13 protein-coding genes are annotated in these 14372 nt (G+C 46.3%); 3 read left to right on the top strand and 10 right to left on the bottom strand.

All coding sequences use genetic code 11. The features are described 5' to 3' along the window. Position 1: 1 nt before the first annotated feature. Positions 2-1648 carry an acetolactate synthase 2 catalytic subunit gene (gene ilvG, locus AACR09_RS19735; RefSeq protein WP_004735752.1) on the bottom strand — a complete coding sequence of 549 codons (1647 nt, stop codon included), beginning with the start codon at positions 1646-1648 and terminating at the stop codon, positions 2-4. 472 nt (positions 1649-2120) lie between these two features. Between ilvG and AACR09_RS19730 the strand changes: the two genes are divergently transcribed. Beyond that, positions 2121-3644: a YifB family Mg chelatase-like AAA ATPase gene (locus AACR09_RS19730; protein WP_004735753.1), complete on the top strand. Its 1524-nt coding sequence runs from the start codon at positions 2121-2123 to the stop codon at positions 3642-3644. Positions 3645-3771: 127 nt separating this feature from the next. Here AACR09_RS19730 and AACR09_RS19725 read toward each other — a convergent pair whose 3' ends face one another. From AACR09_RS19725 to AACR09_RS19700, 6 genes are all read right to left on the bottom strand, one after another. Further along, on the bottom strand, positions 3772-4728 hold the full coding sequence (locus tag AACR09_RS19725; protein ID WP_193834501.1) for a DUF2860 domain-containing protein: 957 nt from the start codon (positions 4726-4728) through the stop codon (positions 3772-3774). Between the two features lie 139 nt (positions 4729-4867). Continuing rightward, the gene (locus tag AACR09_RS19720; RefSeq protein ID WP_193834499.1) at positions 4868-5467 is read right to left on the bottom strand and encodes a thiol:disulfide interchange protein DsbA/DsbL; all 600 of its coding nucleotides are present in this window, start codon (positions 5465-5467) and stop codon (positions 4868-4870) included. 55 nt (positions 5468-5522) lie between these two features. Next, positions 5523-6509 (bottom strand): serine/threonine protein kinase, encoded by a 987-nt coding sequence (locus AACR09_RS19715; protein ID WP_004735756.1) that lies wholly within the window; start codon positions 6507-6509, stop codon positions 5523-5525. A 74-nt stretch (positions 6510-6583) separates the two neighbouring features. Next, a complete protein-coding gene (gene ccoG, locus AACR09_RS19710; RefSeq protein WP_004735757.1) occupies positions 6584-8002 on the bottom strand; it encodes a cytochrome c oxidase accessory protein CcoG in 1419 nt (472 codons plus the stop codon). A 326-nt stretch (positions 8003-8328) separates the two neighbouring features. Next, entirely contained in the window at positions 8329-8592 is a 264-nt protein-coding gene (locus AACR09_RS19705; RefSeq protein WP_004735759.1) for a YihD family protein, read from the bottom strand. A 131-nt stretch (positions 8593-8723) separates the two neighbouring features. Then, entirely contained in the window at positions 8724-8891 is a 168-nt protein-coding gene (locus AACR09_RS19700; protein WP_004735761.1) for a hypothetical protein, read from the bottom strand. 283 nt (positions 8892-9174) lie between these two features. Between AACR09_RS19700 and AACR09_RS19695 the strand changes: the two genes are divergently transcribed. Both AACR09_RS19695 and trhA read left to right on the top strand, forming a co-directional pair. Beyond that, positions 9175-9966, top strand: coding sequence for a sporulation protein (locus AACR09_RS19695; protein ID WP_004735762.1), 792 nt, complete (start codon positions 9175-9177; stop codon positions 9964-9966). Positions 9967-10074: 108 nt separating this feature from the next. Beyond that, positions 10075-10728 (top strand): PAQR family membrane homeostasis protein TrhA, encoded by a 654-nt coding sequence (trhA, locus tag AACR09_RS19690; RefSeq protein ID WP_004735763.1) that lies wholly within the window; start codon positions 10075-10077, stop codon positions 10726-10728. Here trhA and AACR09_RS19685 read toward each other — a convergent pair. From AACR09_RS19685 to trkA, 3 genes are all read right to left on the bottom strand, one after another. Further along, a complete protein-coding gene (locus AACR09_RS19685) occupies positions 10725-11327 on the bottom strand; it encodes a DUF3157 family protein (RefSeq protein WP_193834497.1) in 603 nt (200 codons plus the stop codon). The genes trhA and AACR09_RS19685 overlap by 4 nt on opposite strands. A 27-nt stretch (positions 11328-11354) precedes the next feature. Beyond that, positions 11355-12800, bottom strand: a complete 1446-nt coding sequence (locus tag AACR09_RS19680; protein WP_017077319.1) for a TrkH family potassium uptake protein — start codon at positions 12798-12800, stop codon at positions 11355-11357. Positions 12801-12895: 95 nt separating this feature from the next. Continuing rightward, positions 12896-14272 carry a Trk system potassium transporter TrkA gene (gene trkA / locus AACR09_RS19675; RefSeq protein WP_004735766.1) on the bottom strand — a complete coding sequence of 459 codons (1377 nt, stop codon included), beginning with the start codon at positions 14270-14272 and terminating at the stop codon, positions 12896-12898. Positions 14273-14372: the final 100 nt, after the last annotated feature.

Below are 14372 nucleotides of genomic sequence, written 5' to 3'. Positions count from 1 at the left end.
GTTATGTGTTCTCCAACATCTCACTGTTTGAAGCACCTGGCGGTACTAATGGCCATACGTTTTCTTCTTCATCGATAAGAACATGAAGTAGGTAAGCAGTTTTGCTTTCTAGCATCTCTTTCAATGCTGGCTCTACTTCTTCTTTACGCGTGATGGTTTTGCCCGGGATATCAAATGCTTTCGCGAGCATGACGAAATCAGGGTTGTCATCTAAGATGGTTTCACTGTGTCGGCCATCAAAGAACAGAGATTGCCATTGGCGAACCATGCCCAAGCGAGAGTTATTCAGAAGCACCATCTTCACTGGGATCTGACGACGCTTTAGCGTGCCAAGCTCTTGTATGTTCATCATGAATGAACCATCACCAGAGATAAGAATCGATTGGTCATCAGGACGACCAACCGATGCACCCATAGCGGCTGGTAAACCAAAGCCCATAGTGCCTAAACCGGCTGAGGTGATGAAGTTTTGTGGATCGCGAGGCTGAATGTGCTGAGCGGCCCACATCTGATGTTGGCCAACATCCGTCGAAATGATAGAGCTTGCTGGCATCATGTCTGATAACTGCTTTAGCAGTAGTGGAGCAAAGATCAGATCACCTGGGTGGTCGTAGCGCCACTTGAATGAGCTACGAAGGCCTTCTGAGTGGTGAACCCAAGATGAGATGTCTTGGCTCAGTTCTAGTTGAGGCAGGATCTTGTTGATGTCACCGCGAATTGGCGCATCAGCAAGGCGCAGTTTACTGAACTCTGCCGCATCGATATCGATATGGATAACTTTTGCGTGAGGAGCAAAAGTATCAAGCTTGCCTGTTACTCGGTCATCAAAACGAGCGCCAACAACAATCAACAGGTCACTTTCTTGAACCACTAGGTTAGCGGCTTTAGTGCCGTGCATACCAAGCATGCCAAGGTAGTGTGGGTCGTCACGCTCGATAGTGCCTAAGCCTTTCAGTGTGCTTACGGCCGGCATTGGGTTAAGGCGTAAAAACTCGCGAACTGCATCGGTTGCTTTCGCCAGTTGAACGCCACCACCTACGTATAAAACAGGACGAGTCGCTTGAGATAAGAAGTACTGAGCTTGCTCAATAGCATCCGTTGTCACAACAGGAATTGCTGGTGGTGTAAATTCAGGAAGAATTTTTACAGGGGATTCGGCTAGTTGAACATCTTTAGCGATATCGACAATAACCGGACCGGGACGCCCTGCTTTTGCAACGATAAATGCTTCAGCCAATGTTGGCGCAAGATCTTCAATATCGGTCACGAGGTAGCTGTGTTTAGTACATGACAGAGACATACCAATCACATCCATTTCTTGGAATGCATCGGTACCGATGTGGGAGCTAGCAACTTGACCTGTGATAGCGACGAGTGGGATGGAGTCCATAAAGGCATCAGCAAGACCTGTTACTAGGTTAGTCGCGCCTGGGCCCGAGGTTGCCATACAAACAGCCACGTCTTGTGTTGCACGCGCCATACCAATGGCAGCCATTGCAGCACCTTGTTCATGGCGACAAAGGATGTGTTCAACACCGCCATCATAAAGTGCATCATAGATTGGCATGATGGCACCACCTGGGTAACCAAATACGGTCTCAATGCCTTGTTGCTTGAGTGCGGATACGACTAGTTCTGCGCCTTTCATCGTAATCCCTCCGTATTACCTTTATTTTGGTCATTGTTTCCGTTGTCTTTGCACATCTTGTGCTCCCATTCTTCCTGTAAATCGGCAAGGCCGAAAATAATAAAAATTATAAAAATCGAATCGCTAAATTAGAAAAAACCCCCGGACTTTTCAGTGCGGGGGTTTTTTCTAATTCGTGGTTACTTTCTTCCCACTCGCCCCCGCGCAGTCTTAATAATGACTACGATAATCAGGTTAATCAGTGCGTAAATGCGAGCGTTAAAAATCATAATATTCGAGTTTTCTCGTTTATTGTCTTCAGTAAAAGTCTACATCTCTAGTGTTATCACACAAATCTGCAGTATGACAAGGAAAATGTCATTCTTTTTTCACATTAAAACACCATTCCACCAAGCTATATAACAACCTTATCGCTTTGGTGAGCAACGAATACCCAGAGCGAATACTTTTAAATCAAAGACAAAGGAAAGTTATGGGACTCGCGATAATTCACAGCCGGGCTAGTGTGGGAGTGGAGGCACCAGAAGTGACCGTTGAAGTGCATATAAGCAACGGTATGCCTGGGTTTACATTGGTGGGGCTACCTGAAACGACGGTCAAGGAATCTAAAGATCGAGTCAGGAGTGCCATCATCAATTCTCGCTTTGAATTTCCATCAAAAAGGATCACGGTCAACCTCGCGCCTGCTGATTTACCTAAGGAGGGAGGCCGTTTTGATCTGCCAATCGCGCTTGGAATCTTGGTGGCGTCAGATCAGCTTCCGACATCAAAAATAGCTCAACATGAATTTATCGGTGAGTTGGCATTGTCAGGAGAACTTCGCTCGGTAAAGGGCGTTTTGCCTGCGACGTTAGCCGCCGATAGTGTCGAGCGGTGCTTAGTGGTTCCACACCACAATGGTGATCAGGCGGCCTTAGTCGGCAAGGGGGCTCATAAATCAGCGCAAACCTTGCTAGAGGTTTGTGCGGATATGTGTGGCCAGGCTCAGCTTGGTTTATATCGAACCGAGCATCATCATGTCGATGTGTCTGATAATCGTGACTTACAAGATATTATTGGCCAGCAGCAAGGTAAGCGAGCATTGGAGATCGCCGCAGCGGGCAACCATAACCTGCTTTTTCTCGGCCCGCCTGGAACTGGGAAAACCATGTTGGCTTCTCGATTGCGCGATTTGTTACCTGAGATGAGTGACGACGAGGCGATGGAAACCGCTTCGGTGGCTTCTTTAACGCAACAAGAGATTAATCAATACAACTGGAAACAACGACCTTTCCGTTCCCCACACCATTCGAGTTCGATGGCAGCATTGGTCGGTGGTGGCTCGATACCTCGCCCCGGTGAGATATCTTTGGCGCATAATGGCTTATTGTTTCTTGATGAGATGCCAGAGTTTGAGCGTAAGGTGCTTGATTCACTGCGAGAGCCGCTAGAGTCGGGTGAAATCATTATCTCCCGTGTCGCGGGTAAGACTCGCTTTCCTGCTCGCTTTCAATTAGTCGGTGCACTTAACCCAAGCCCAACAGGTTATTACGAGGGCAATCAAGCTCGAGCGAACCCGCAAATTATCCTGCGTTACCTCAACCGCTTATCTGGGCCATTATTGGATAGATTCGATATGTCATTGGAGATCCCTCTATTGCCCAAAGGGATGTTAGCCGAAGGCGGTGATCGTGGAGAAACCACTCAAGTCGTGAAGCAACGAGTTAAACAAGCGCGTCAGTTGATGTTATCTCGAAACCATAAGTCGAACGCACTGTTAGGTAGCCGAGAAATTGAAAAGTATTGCCCATTGCGACGTGAAGATGCGGAGTTTCTCGAGACCGCACTGCATCGATTGGGTTTATCGATCCGTGCCTATCATCGAATCATCAAGGTAGCGCGAACTATTGCAGACTTAGAGGGTAACGAGCAGATTGAAAAGAAGCACTTATCAGAGGCACTTGGCTACCGAGCGATGGATCGCTTGCTGAAACAACTTTCAGCTCAAGCTGTGTAGTCATACCAATCGTAGTAAACAACGGGTCATTTATTTACTGTGATTGGTATAAAAACAAGAAAGCCTGCTTTTTACGCAGGCTTTCGTTGTTATGAACTAATGGATATGAGCGAGCAGTAATGCCTAACTAAAACTTGTAGTTCAGACCGACTGAGACGATGTATTGTGATTCATCGTAGAAGGTTATATTCGAGTCGCTGGTACCGTAGCCTGCAAGAGAAACAAACGACCAGTTGTCCCAGTTCATGAATTGCTCATATTCATACGCGGCGAAAAGGTTAATGTTGTCATCGCTGCGAGTTTTGTCGTAAATCGAGTTGTTAGCATCGTAAGAACGTTGGTTGTAGCCTGCGGTTAATGCGTACTGATGACGGCCCATGCCACCAAACAAACTCACTTCACCACCAAACTGGTCGTAAGACTCAGCGTTACCGTCGGCATCTCTGGTTTGATAAATGATCGATGGGATAAGCATCATGGTGCGGCTCAATGGAACGCGGTATTGGCCTTTCAGGTAGAGAGTATTGGCATCTCGTTTGAGCTCTTGTTCTTGAATCTCATCATTGTCGACATCTTTAGTCGCGTAAGCCATGTCTAGCGAGAATGCAGAACCTGCGATACTACTTAATTTCAAACGAAAGGCATTGCCGGTTTCATCGGTTTTGCTTCGAGCAACGCCTTCTGCGTAAGGATTTGCCCAAGTTTCACCTGACATGATGGTTGGCAGAAGTGACGCGTCGATAGTCATGCCTGACTCTAGTTGGTATTTATAGCCAACCTCCAGCACAACAGTACCGGTTGCCACATCATCACGAGCGGTACCTGTGTACACCTGGTGATTTAGCTTTTCACCAAAGGTGTAAGCGACACTGCCTAAAGGTGCGACAAGAAATGAGTTCTCAGATGAGGCTTTCTGTGTATTTGACGAAATGGTGCTATCAGCATCGGTATTAAAGTTTGAGGTGGAAGAGGCAACCCCGGTATTGATAGATATTTCACCACTGAAACCTTGTTCGTCTGCAAGCTTGGCAAAAGCGGGAGAGGCTGCAACGCTCAATGCGAGAAGAGTTATTTTTATTTTCATTCAAGGGCTCCTTGCCCACCGGTTCTTTGGACGGGTTATTAATAGCAGTAAAGCTTTAAATTTCCAGGTTAATTATTTATCAATGATGATTTTTGAACAAGCAAAAAAAAGGAAGCCGAAGCTTCCTTTAATCATTACCTTACTTCTTTAATAAGAAGTTAACCAGCTCGAAGTACTCATCGAGAGAGTTAATGCCTTGAGCGTCAATCAGGTAGCGGTTGTTTACTACAACAGCTGGAACGCCTGACAAGCCGCTGTCTTTGAATGCTTTGTCGAAACGACGAACCATAGAATCTACTGCAAAGCCGTTGTATGCCGCATCGAATTTCTTAGCATCAACACCTTCGTCTAGGAAGATTTGACGCAGTTCTTCTTCATCTCGTGGTGGCTTGTTCATTGTGTGGATGCGGTTAAACATCACTGGCACCATTTTGTCTTCAACTTTCAGTGCAATCATGGTTGCGTAAGCTTTGCTCATTGGCAGACCCATGTTGCCACCCATGAATGAAACATGGTTCTTCTGTAGCTTAGCGTCTTTAGGTAGCTGTTGTTTTAGCTGCTGGATGATTGGCTCAAAGCTATTACAGTGTGGGCAGTAAAAAGAGAAGAACTCTGTCACCATTGGTTTTTTTGATGCTTCTAGATCGAGAACTTTGTAGTGTTCACCTTCGTTAAATTTCGCAGCGTGAGCTGAAAGGCTCAACATGATCAATGAGAAAAATGCGAATAGCTTTTTCATTTATCCAATCTCCATTATGTTTGAATTTTTATCTAGTTGTATGTTGCGATTGCTGTTACCACTGAGGCATTAACGAAAGTGGTGGCTCTTGCAGGGTAGCAATTTGCTCTTTACAAGCAAGTACTTGTTGCTCCCAATATTTCGGGTCATTAAACCATGGGAAGGCCAAAGGAAACGCCGGATCGTGCCATCGTTTCGCCAACCATGCCATGTAATGCACCATACGTAGACCGCGCAGAGGTTCGATTAGTTTCAGTTGCGCGGTATTAAAATCGCAAAACTCTTGATAACTCTCTAGCAGAATATCCAGTTGCATCATTTTATCTTGGCGTTCGCCGTTAAGCAGCATCCACAGATCTTGAACAGCAGGACCATTACGCGCGTCATCAAGATCGACGAACATTGGCCCGTCGCGCCACAATATATTGCCCGGGTGGCAGTCGCCATGGAGACGAATGTTGTCAATGTTACTTGGCCACTGGCTCTCTAGCTCTTTGATCAGAAGGTCGACGTCATTGAAGAACGCGTTTTCTAGGTGCGTTGGGATAAACTGAGAGTTCTCTAGAATCTTACGTGGCTGATAAAGGTATTCATCTAAGCTGATGGTCGGGCGATGCTGAAATGTTCTTCCAGCACTGGCTTTATGAATACGACCAAGGAAGCGTCCAACGCCTTCCAATTGATCTAGATTGTCGACTTCATATTGCCTGCCACCGACGCTTTCAAACAGTGCAAATAGATAGCCTTGATATTCATGCAAGGTTGCGCCGTTGATTCGCATAGGTGGAGCAACCGGTAACTCTTGTTCGATCAGCTCTAACGCGAAGTCGTGCTCTTCTTGGATCTGTGCTGTGTTCCAACGCTGCGGACGATAAAACTTAACGACGTAGCGTTTACGGTCTTCATCGGTGAATTGATACACCCGGTTTTCGTAGCTGTTGAGAGCGAGAAGCCCGGATTCAGCGCGAACCCCAATGCTCTCCAGTGCGTACCACATGAAGTCAGGGGTTAGGTTATCAAAGTTAAAGGCTTGCATCGTCATATAATAAAAAAGGCTCATTACTGAGCCTTTTTCCATTTATTTGGGTGTTATACCAACCGTTAAGGTGATTGGTATCAGAGCTTCTTGATAAAGCGGCTTTCGACTTCCATCGTAAACTCTTCATTATCCGAGAGTATAAACTGAATTGTCGAAACTGGTGAGCTCAGTTTTTCTGGATCGACGCCTAAGCTGATAGGAAGGTTTAAAACCTCACCTGGGTCTACGGTGATCGTTTGTTTACCGTACCAGATAGAATCTGGTAGCCCGCTGACATCAAGCTTGTACTCTTGCTCTTGCTGAGTTTTGTTGATTACTTTCAAGTTGTAAGTATTTTCGACAAGCCCTTGGCTATTGATTCTAAATAGCTGGTTTCTATCTCGTAGAACACTTAAGCCTGCAGGATCAACACTCGCTATCTGTGCGAAGAACAAACCCAGCATGACGATCAATATAGCGCCATAACCTAGCAGCTTAGGACGCATCACCTTGGTTGTGTGACCATCGAGCCTGTGTTCGGTGGTGTAGTTGATTAGGCCTTTGTCATAACCCATACGTTCCATGGTGTTGTCGCAGGCATCAATACACGCGCCACAGTTAATACACTCGTATTGTAGGCCGTCACGGATATCGATACCCGTTGGGCACACTTGAACGCATAAATTACAATCAATACAGTCGCCTAGGCCAAGTTCTTTTGGATCGGCTTTACGAGAGCGAGGGCCGCGGCTTTCACCTCGTTCAGTGTCGTAACCCACGATGAAGGTATCTTTATCGAACATTGCCGATTGGAAACGCGCGTAAGGACACATATGCAGACAAACAATAGAACGCATCCATCCCGCATTCGCATAAGTACACCCAGCAAAGAACAATACCCAAAACACCGGCCAGAAAGTCGAGTTAAAGGTAAAGAAGCCAACCACCAGCTCTTTGATTGGGATGAAATAACCGACAAAGGTTAAGCCCGTCGCAATCGCAATCGCCCACCACGCGATGTGTTTGATGGTTTTTCTGAGAATTAAATTGCTTGTCAGTTTGCCCGAGTCTTGTTTTCTTCGCTTGTTGGCAGCACCTTCCAGTTTCTCTTCGAACCAGATGTACATGAAGGTCCAGACGGTTTGTGGGCATAAATAACCACACCAGACTCGCCCTAAGAAGGTGGTTATGAAGAATAAGCCAAACGCAGCAATCATAAATAGGATGGCGAGTAGGGTCAGATCTTGTGGGTATAGCGTGGTGCCAAAGAAGTTGAACTGCTGGCTACCGATATCGAGCAAGATCGCTTGTCGTTCACCAAATGGAATCCATGGGATAAGCGCAAAAAGTAAAAGTAAGAACCAACCGCCGTAACGACGAAGTTGTTGGAATTTACCTTTGCTTTCTCGAACATAGATTCGGTTACTTGGGTTAAATCGATCTCCATTACCTTTATGTGTTTTTGGGTTAAAGGTTTTAGGAGTCACATCTTTGATGTCGATTTTATCCTGACTCATGGACTATCCTTTTTGTGGCTTGTTTGCCCGGTTAAGTCGGGCATGACGACATTACTTGAAAGTATGGTTTAGAGAACCTGTAGAAATTGAGCTTGGTGCATTTGTTGGTATCGCACTCACTCTTATTATTTTAGAAGATTCTTATGGATGGCGATTATAACGACAATCTTGTTCTCATTTCTTTAACGCTATCAACCTTTAACAACAAAAGTCATAACAGTTGTGACGAAAAAATAGCGAACAGAAACAAAAAAGCGACCGAGTGGTCGCTTTTCGAAATTGATTGTTTTATTTATACGGCAATTGAGTTCTAACCAAATAGGCGATTAAAGAAGGCCACGCGCTTTTAGAATTGCCGTTTTGAAATCATCTTCTTGGTCTTTTTTAAGACCTGGGATCATTTCATCTTTTTCGCTGTTACGCATTTTTAGATGGTAGATAAGAACATCGTCAGTCAGTTCTTCAAGCTTGCCTTGGTAGCCTGCTTCGTTTGATAGCTTAATGATGAACTCTAATAGGTTAAGCTCTTGATCTTTCTGCCACTCTGGCTCCATCAGTTCAAGCAGTTCCTCAATGCGGTGACACTTCATACTTTACTTCTCCACAAATTTTATAATGATTTGTGGTTAAGGTATCAAATCGGGTAGGGAATACCAATGTGTAAAGGCATTTCAAGATGGGACCGGGCAAGAAAAAAGCGCAGTAAAAACTGCGCTTTTCGTTAAGCGGCTTTAATTACTTTTGTTGCAGTCGGTGCTAATAAAGCAGTCTTCTGAACGAGAGTCATTGTAGGAGCCAATTTCTTAGCCGTTGGAGCAGCAACAAAGCCACTACGACGACGCATCGCACTACGGTTGGTGTGCGAGAACCTGACAGCTGTTGGGCGCATTAATTTACCTAACGGTCAGGCATATCCATTGCCAATCTAATGGCCTGACTTATCATGAGCTTCGCTTCAATTACTTGAAGAGTCACTCGTCTGGCTTTCGCCAATCCGAAAAATAAATCAGGATAATGATATGCATGCATATCAAGGCTTAGATTATCACTATCTAAGTTATCGATCGACGCCTGAGTGATAATTAAACGATATTAGAGCTAAAATAGTGTGAGCAGTATATTTGAGTTTGAACCTCTTTCAGGCTTAAGATGATGCTTTAAAGGAGGTGCATATGTCGTTCTTAAAGAAAACGTTAGCTAGTTTTGGTATTGGATCTGCCAAAGTGGATTCTGTATTGCAACAGGAAGTGCTTTACCCAGGCAAGAAGGCGAGCATTATTGTGCATGTCTATGGTGGCGCTCAGCCACAAGAAATCGACAACATCGATCTCAACTTGTGCTGTCGTTACGTCAAAGAAGTCACCATGAACTCGCAAAGGCAAGAGGGTGGTCATAAACGCCGAATGCACCAGACGTACTCGTTGGCTAAATGGAGCCTGCCGTATGCCTTTGTGATTCAGCCGGGAGAAACCCGTGACTTTGAATGTGAGTTTGATGTACCGCTGAATACACCAGTCACGATTGGTGATTCAAAGGTGTGGCTGGAAACCGGGTTGGATATTGCGATGGCGATTGACCCATCGGATAAAGACACCTTAACGGTTCGTCCTGATGCACTCCTCGACGGCATCTTTAACGAGCTTGAAGCTCAAGGACTGCGGATACGCCAAGTGGAGTGTGAAGCGGTCGATGGCTTTGAACTGCCGTTTGTCCAAGAGTTTGAGTTTGTGCCGACTACTGGCCCTTATCATGGTCGCTGGCGTGAGCTTGAGGTTGTTGCTCATCGTGGTGAGACCGAACTTAAGTTGTGGTTTGAGATAGACCGCAATCGCGATGGTGCCAAAGGTATGTTGGCGAGTTTGCTGGGAATGGGTCAGCTACAGCGTCAATTGAGTGTCCCGCTTGATACCTCACCAGAAGACGCCGGTAAGATGGTGGTCGAGTATTTAGAAAACGCGTCTTAGCTGAATCACACATTTTATAAGTCATTTTGTCATAAAAATTTAAGCTTACACGTGTAAGCTTAATGTGTAATACTGGGTCAATCGAACATTTACTCTAGTAGGATACCCATGTCTGCATCATCAGCCAGCGAATACAGTGACATCGAAGAGCGCGCTAATGCGATAACCCATGGTTTGGGCGTCGTACTTGGCGTAGTGGGCCTGATCCTGTTACTGATTCGTGCGTTTGATTACCAAGCCGACATGCTTACTGTTGCCAGTATGGCGGTGTATGGCAGCAGTATTATTCTGCTCTTTCTTGCTTCCACGTTGTACCACTCGATCACCACTGAGAAAACCAAGCGCTTACTCAAAACGCTCGATCACTGTGCGATTTATTTGTTGATCGCGGGCAGTTACACGCCGTTTCTTTTGGTGGGCTTAAGAACCCCATTAGCGATGGGCTTGATGGCGGTGATCTGGGGGATTGCGCTGGTGGGCATCATCATGAAGATTGCCTTTGTTTACCGATTCAAGCGCTTATCGCTGTTCATTTACTTAGCGATGGGTTGGCTATCTTTGATTGTTGTTTATCAATTAGCGATGAACATCGATATAGGTGGTTTGGTGTTACTGGCTGTTGGCGGGGTGATTTACTCGCTGGGTGTGATTTTCTATGTGGCAAAACGCATCCCTTATAACCATGCCATTTGGCACCTGTTTGTATTGGCGGGCTGCGCTTGCCATTTCTTCGCTATCTATCTGTTTGTGACACCGGTTTAGCGGGCAACGACCTCGATAATCTCGGCTTTAATCTGATATTCAGGGTGCTCTGCTAGGTCGAGTTCTATCAACTTACCTTCTTCAGCTGTCTTTGGTCGCAGGTAAGTGTCGGCCATTCGTTTGATTGATTTCCAGACTGCGACTTCTTGTTGTGCCAGTAACTCACCTTCTGCGGTAAATACGCTGATGTTAAGTGATACTAAAATGACAGCTTGAGTGCCTTGGTTGGTGATGGCTGTCGGAATGATAAGCTCACCACCTTCATAGCGGCTCGCGCCTAATACGACATCCACTCCTGATTGAGACAGTTGCAAGCTTGGCTTTTTACTATTAACCACAATCGTAGTACCACGCGTACTCGTTGCAATTGGGACAGCGACTACGGGTACTGCTGCGACTGACGCCGTCGCTACCGCTGAAGTTATCTCTGTCGTTGTTGTTTCTTCTGTTTTATTTTCTGCCATATACTGCCAAGTAAAATCGTCTTTTAGTAACACTTGCTTGCCATCAGGCAATATGACCATTTGATCAGCAAAGGCAGAACTTACGAATACTGAGTTTGCGAGCAATGCGCCAGCGAGAAGTACGTATGATTTCATCTGTGTTTCCTTGATTTTTTTGCTTGGTTAGCGTCGCCAAAAGGCTGGGAAAAATAGAACAATGAGCGTCAGTATCTCGAGTCGTCCCATTAGCATTCCTAAACTTAGCAACCATTTAGCGGCGTCTGGCAGTGGAGCAAAGTTCCCGGTTGGACCGATCACGCTGCCCATTCCTGGGCCCACGTTGGCAACGGCTGTGATAGCGCCAGATATACTGGTCACAGGATCAAGCCCCATCGCGCTCAAGCCGCCTGCAATTAAGATAATCGTGATAAAGAACATCAAACCAAATGCCACGAGTGAACGCACAATATCGTCATTCACCGGTCGCTGATTGTAGCGTTGAACAAATACGCCTGATGGGTGAATTAGCTTCATCATTTGTTTGTGGAGCATGGTCATCGCGATCTGGAAACGGAAGATTTTAATACCGCCAGAGGTTGAACCCGAGCAAGCGCCCGCCATCATTAGGAATGCAAACAAAGTAGTTGGCAGTGCACCCCAAGCGGTGAAGTCTTCTAAGCCAAAACCGGTTGTGGTGACGACTGATACGATGTTGAACATCGAAACACGCATCGCATCCATAACAGTGTAGCCATCTCTAACCACCAACCATGTTGATATTACGGCGCTGGTGACCAAGAACAGGTATGTAAAACCTCTCACTTGCGCGTCTTTGTAGAGGATTGAGAGTTTTCGGCCTCGCAGTGCGCTAACAAACAGTAAGAAAGGCAGACCGCCAAGGAACATGAACAGGGTTCCCACCCAGTGAGCACTGTTGGAGAAGTGGTTCATCGAGCCATCTGAGGTTGAGTACCCCCCCGTCGACAGTGTTGTGAACGCGTGATTGATCGCGTCAAAGATGCCCATGCCTGCAAACAAATAGCTAATGATGCATAAACCAGTCAGAACCAGATAAACCGCCACGATGTTCTTCGCGACGGTTTTTGCTCGTGGGCTGCTTTTATCTGACCAGTCGGATGATTCTGTTTGGAACAGGCGCATACCACCAACGTTGAGCATTGGTAGAACCGCTACCGCCATAACGATAAAGCCGATGCCACCTAACCATTGCAGTATAGAACGCCACAACAGAATGCTTGGTGCCATGCTGTCTAAGCCGCTTAATACGGTTGAGCCTGTCGTGGTGATACCTGACATGGTTTCGAAGTAGGCGTCCGTAAAGCTGATGTGGTTAATGAATACAAAGGGCAGGGCGGCAAAGGCGCTGGCAATTGTCCAAACCAAAGAGGTGATAAGGAACATGTCCCGCACCCCAAGTCGGAACTTAGCGGAGCGGCCCAAGCTCAAGCAGATGAACGCCACAATGTGCGTGATCACTACCGATTGACCAAACTCGAGGAAGCCACCGGTGCCAGTAAAAAAGGCAACCAATGTGGGGATGTACATGAAAAGGGCGAGTTTTGATAACACTAACCCTATCACTAATAATATCGGACGAAAGTTGACCATAGCTTAATAGACCATAGCTTTAATTGATTACAGCTTTGTGCCGGAGCGCCGTTCTCACAAAAGAAAGTTGCGAGAAGAAGCTCACGAGAACAAGGCTATAAGAAGAACGGGCTCGGTTGGAATAGAGACTCAACATCCGGTACGTATTTCTTGTCCACTAGGAACATCACTACGTGGTCATCCTGTTCGATTACGGTTCTATCGTGCGCGATAAGCACCTCTTCTCCGCGAACAATCGCACCAATAGTGGTGCCCGGTGGCAGTTTGATGTCGCCAATCGCTCGGCCAACGACTTTAGATGTGGTCTCGTCACCGTGAGCAATGGCTTCAATCGCCTCAGCAGCACCGCGACGTAGAGAGGATACGTTAACAATATCAGCACGACGAACGTGAGTAAGCAGCGCAGAAATCGTCGCTTGCTGTGGAGATATCGCAATATCAATCACGCCACCCTGAACAAGGTCGACATAAGCGCCACGCTGAATCAGCACCATTACTTTCTTGGCACCCATTCGCTTCGCCAGCATCGCTGACATGATGTTGGTTTCATCTTCATTGGTTAGGGCGATGAACACATCCACCTGATCGATGTTCTCTTCGGTCAGCAGCTCTTGGTCGGCTGCATCGCCACAGAATACGATGGTGTTTTCTAATTCTTCAGACAGCTTCTCGGCACGAGTGTAACTGCGCTCAATAAGCTTGATGCTGTAGCTCTGTTCAAGGCGTTTTGCCAAGCTTGCACCAATGTTACCACCGCCAACAATCATGATGCGTCGGTACGGTTTCTCTAGACGCTGAAGCTCACTCATTACTGAGCGGATATGATTACTCGCTGCCACAAAGAAAACCTCATCATCGGCTTCAATGATGGTAGTGCCTTGTGGGCGAATAGGGCGACCTTGACGGAAGATAGCGGCTACACGAGTATCAATGTGCGGCATATGCTCACGCAAAGCAGACAGTGCGTTACCAACCAATGGTCCACCGTAGTAAGCTTTTACTGCTACTAGGCTAACCTTTTGTTCAGCAAAGCTCACAACCTGTAATGCACCTGGATATTGAATCAGGCGCTCGATGTAGCTAGTGACGAGTTCTTCTGGGGCAATCAAATGATCGACCGGAATCGCCCCTGATTTGAAGAGTGCTTCTTTCTCTTCTAAATACTGTGGAGAGCGGATACGGGCAATTCGGTTTGGCGTATTAAACAGAGAAAAGGCAACCTGACATGCGGCCATGTTGGTTTCATCCATGTTGGTTACGGCAACCAACATGTCGGCATCTTGCGCGCCCGCTTCACGTAGTGTGTTCGGGTGGCTGGCATAACCGTTTACAACTCTAAGGTCGTATTTGTCCTGAAGTTCACGAAGTCGGTCGGCATTACGGTCGACAATCGTGATGTCATTGTTTTCACCCACTAGGTTTTCAGCAAGGGTACCGCCAACTTGTCCAGCACCTAGAATAATGATCTTCATAGCCTTTCTCTTATTTTTGCCGTTGTAATTCTAGTGATCTCATTTTGCTTTGATAATGCACTAGAAAGAAACAGCGGCTAAGAAATAAATTCTTAGCCGC

This window comes from Vibrio sp. OPT20 (genome assembly GCF_963889365.1).
Taxonomy (GTDB): Bacteria; Pseudomonadota; Gammaproteobacteria; order Enterobacterales; family Vibrionaceae; genus Vibrio; species Vibrio splendidus.
Note: the sequence above shows the minus strand (reverse complement) of the source record. Positions and strands in the feature narration are given on the sequence as shown.

Bases quoted from the DNA above. Each gene is read 5' to 3' on its own strand.
- ilvG (WP_004735752.1), bottom strand. From the start codon at position 1,648: ATGAAAGGCGCAGAACTAGTCGTATCCGCACTCAAGCAACAAGGCATT.
- AACR09_RS19730 (WP_004735753.1), top strand. From the start codon at position 2,121: ATGGGACTCGCGATAATTCACAGCCGGGCTAGTGTGGGAGTGGAGGCA.
- AACR09_RS19725 (WP_193834501.1), bottom strand. From the start codon at position 4,728: ATGAAAATAAAAATAACTCTTCTCGCATTGAGCGTTGCAGCCTCTCCC.
- AACR09_RS19720 (WP_193834499.1), bottom strand. From the start codon at position 5,467: ATGAAAAAGCTATTCGCATTTTTCTCATTGATCATGTTGAGCCTTTCA.
- AACR09_RS19715 (WP_004735756.1), bottom strand. From the start codon at position 6,509: ATGACGATGCAAGCCTTTAACTTTGATAACCTAACCCCTGACTTCATG.
- ccoG (WP_004735757.1), bottom strand. From the start codon at position 8,002: ATGAGTCAGGATAAAATCGACATCAAAGATGTGACTCCTAAAACCTTT.
- AACR09_RS19705 (WP_004735759.1), bottom strand. From the start codon at position 8,592: ATGAAGTGTCACCGCATTGAGGAACTGCTTGAACTGATGGAGCCAGAG.
- AACR09_RS19700 (WP_004735761.1), bottom strand. From the start codon at position 8,891: ATGCGCCCAACAGCTGTCAGGTTCTCGCACACCAACCGTAGTGCGATG.
- AACR09_RS19695 (WP_004735762.1), top strand. From the start codon at position 9,175: ATGTCGTTCTTAAAGAAAACGTTAGCTAGTTTTGGTATTGGATCTGCC.
- trhA (WP_004735763.1), top strand. From the start codon at position 10,075: ATGTCTGCATCATCAGCCAGCGAATACAGTGACATCGAAGAGCGCGCT.
- AACR09_RS19685 (WP_193834497.1), bottom strand. From the start codon at position 11,327: ATGAAATCATACGTACTTCTCGCTGGCGCATTGCTCGCAAACTCAGTA.
- AACR09_RS19680 (WP_017077319.1), bottom strand. From the start codon at position 12,800: ATGGTCAACTTTCGTCCGATATTATTAGTGATAGGGTTAGTGTTATCA.
- trkA (WP_004735766.1), bottom strand. From the start codon at position 14,272: ATGAAGATCATTATTCTAGGTGCTGGACAAGTTGGCGGTACCCTTGCT.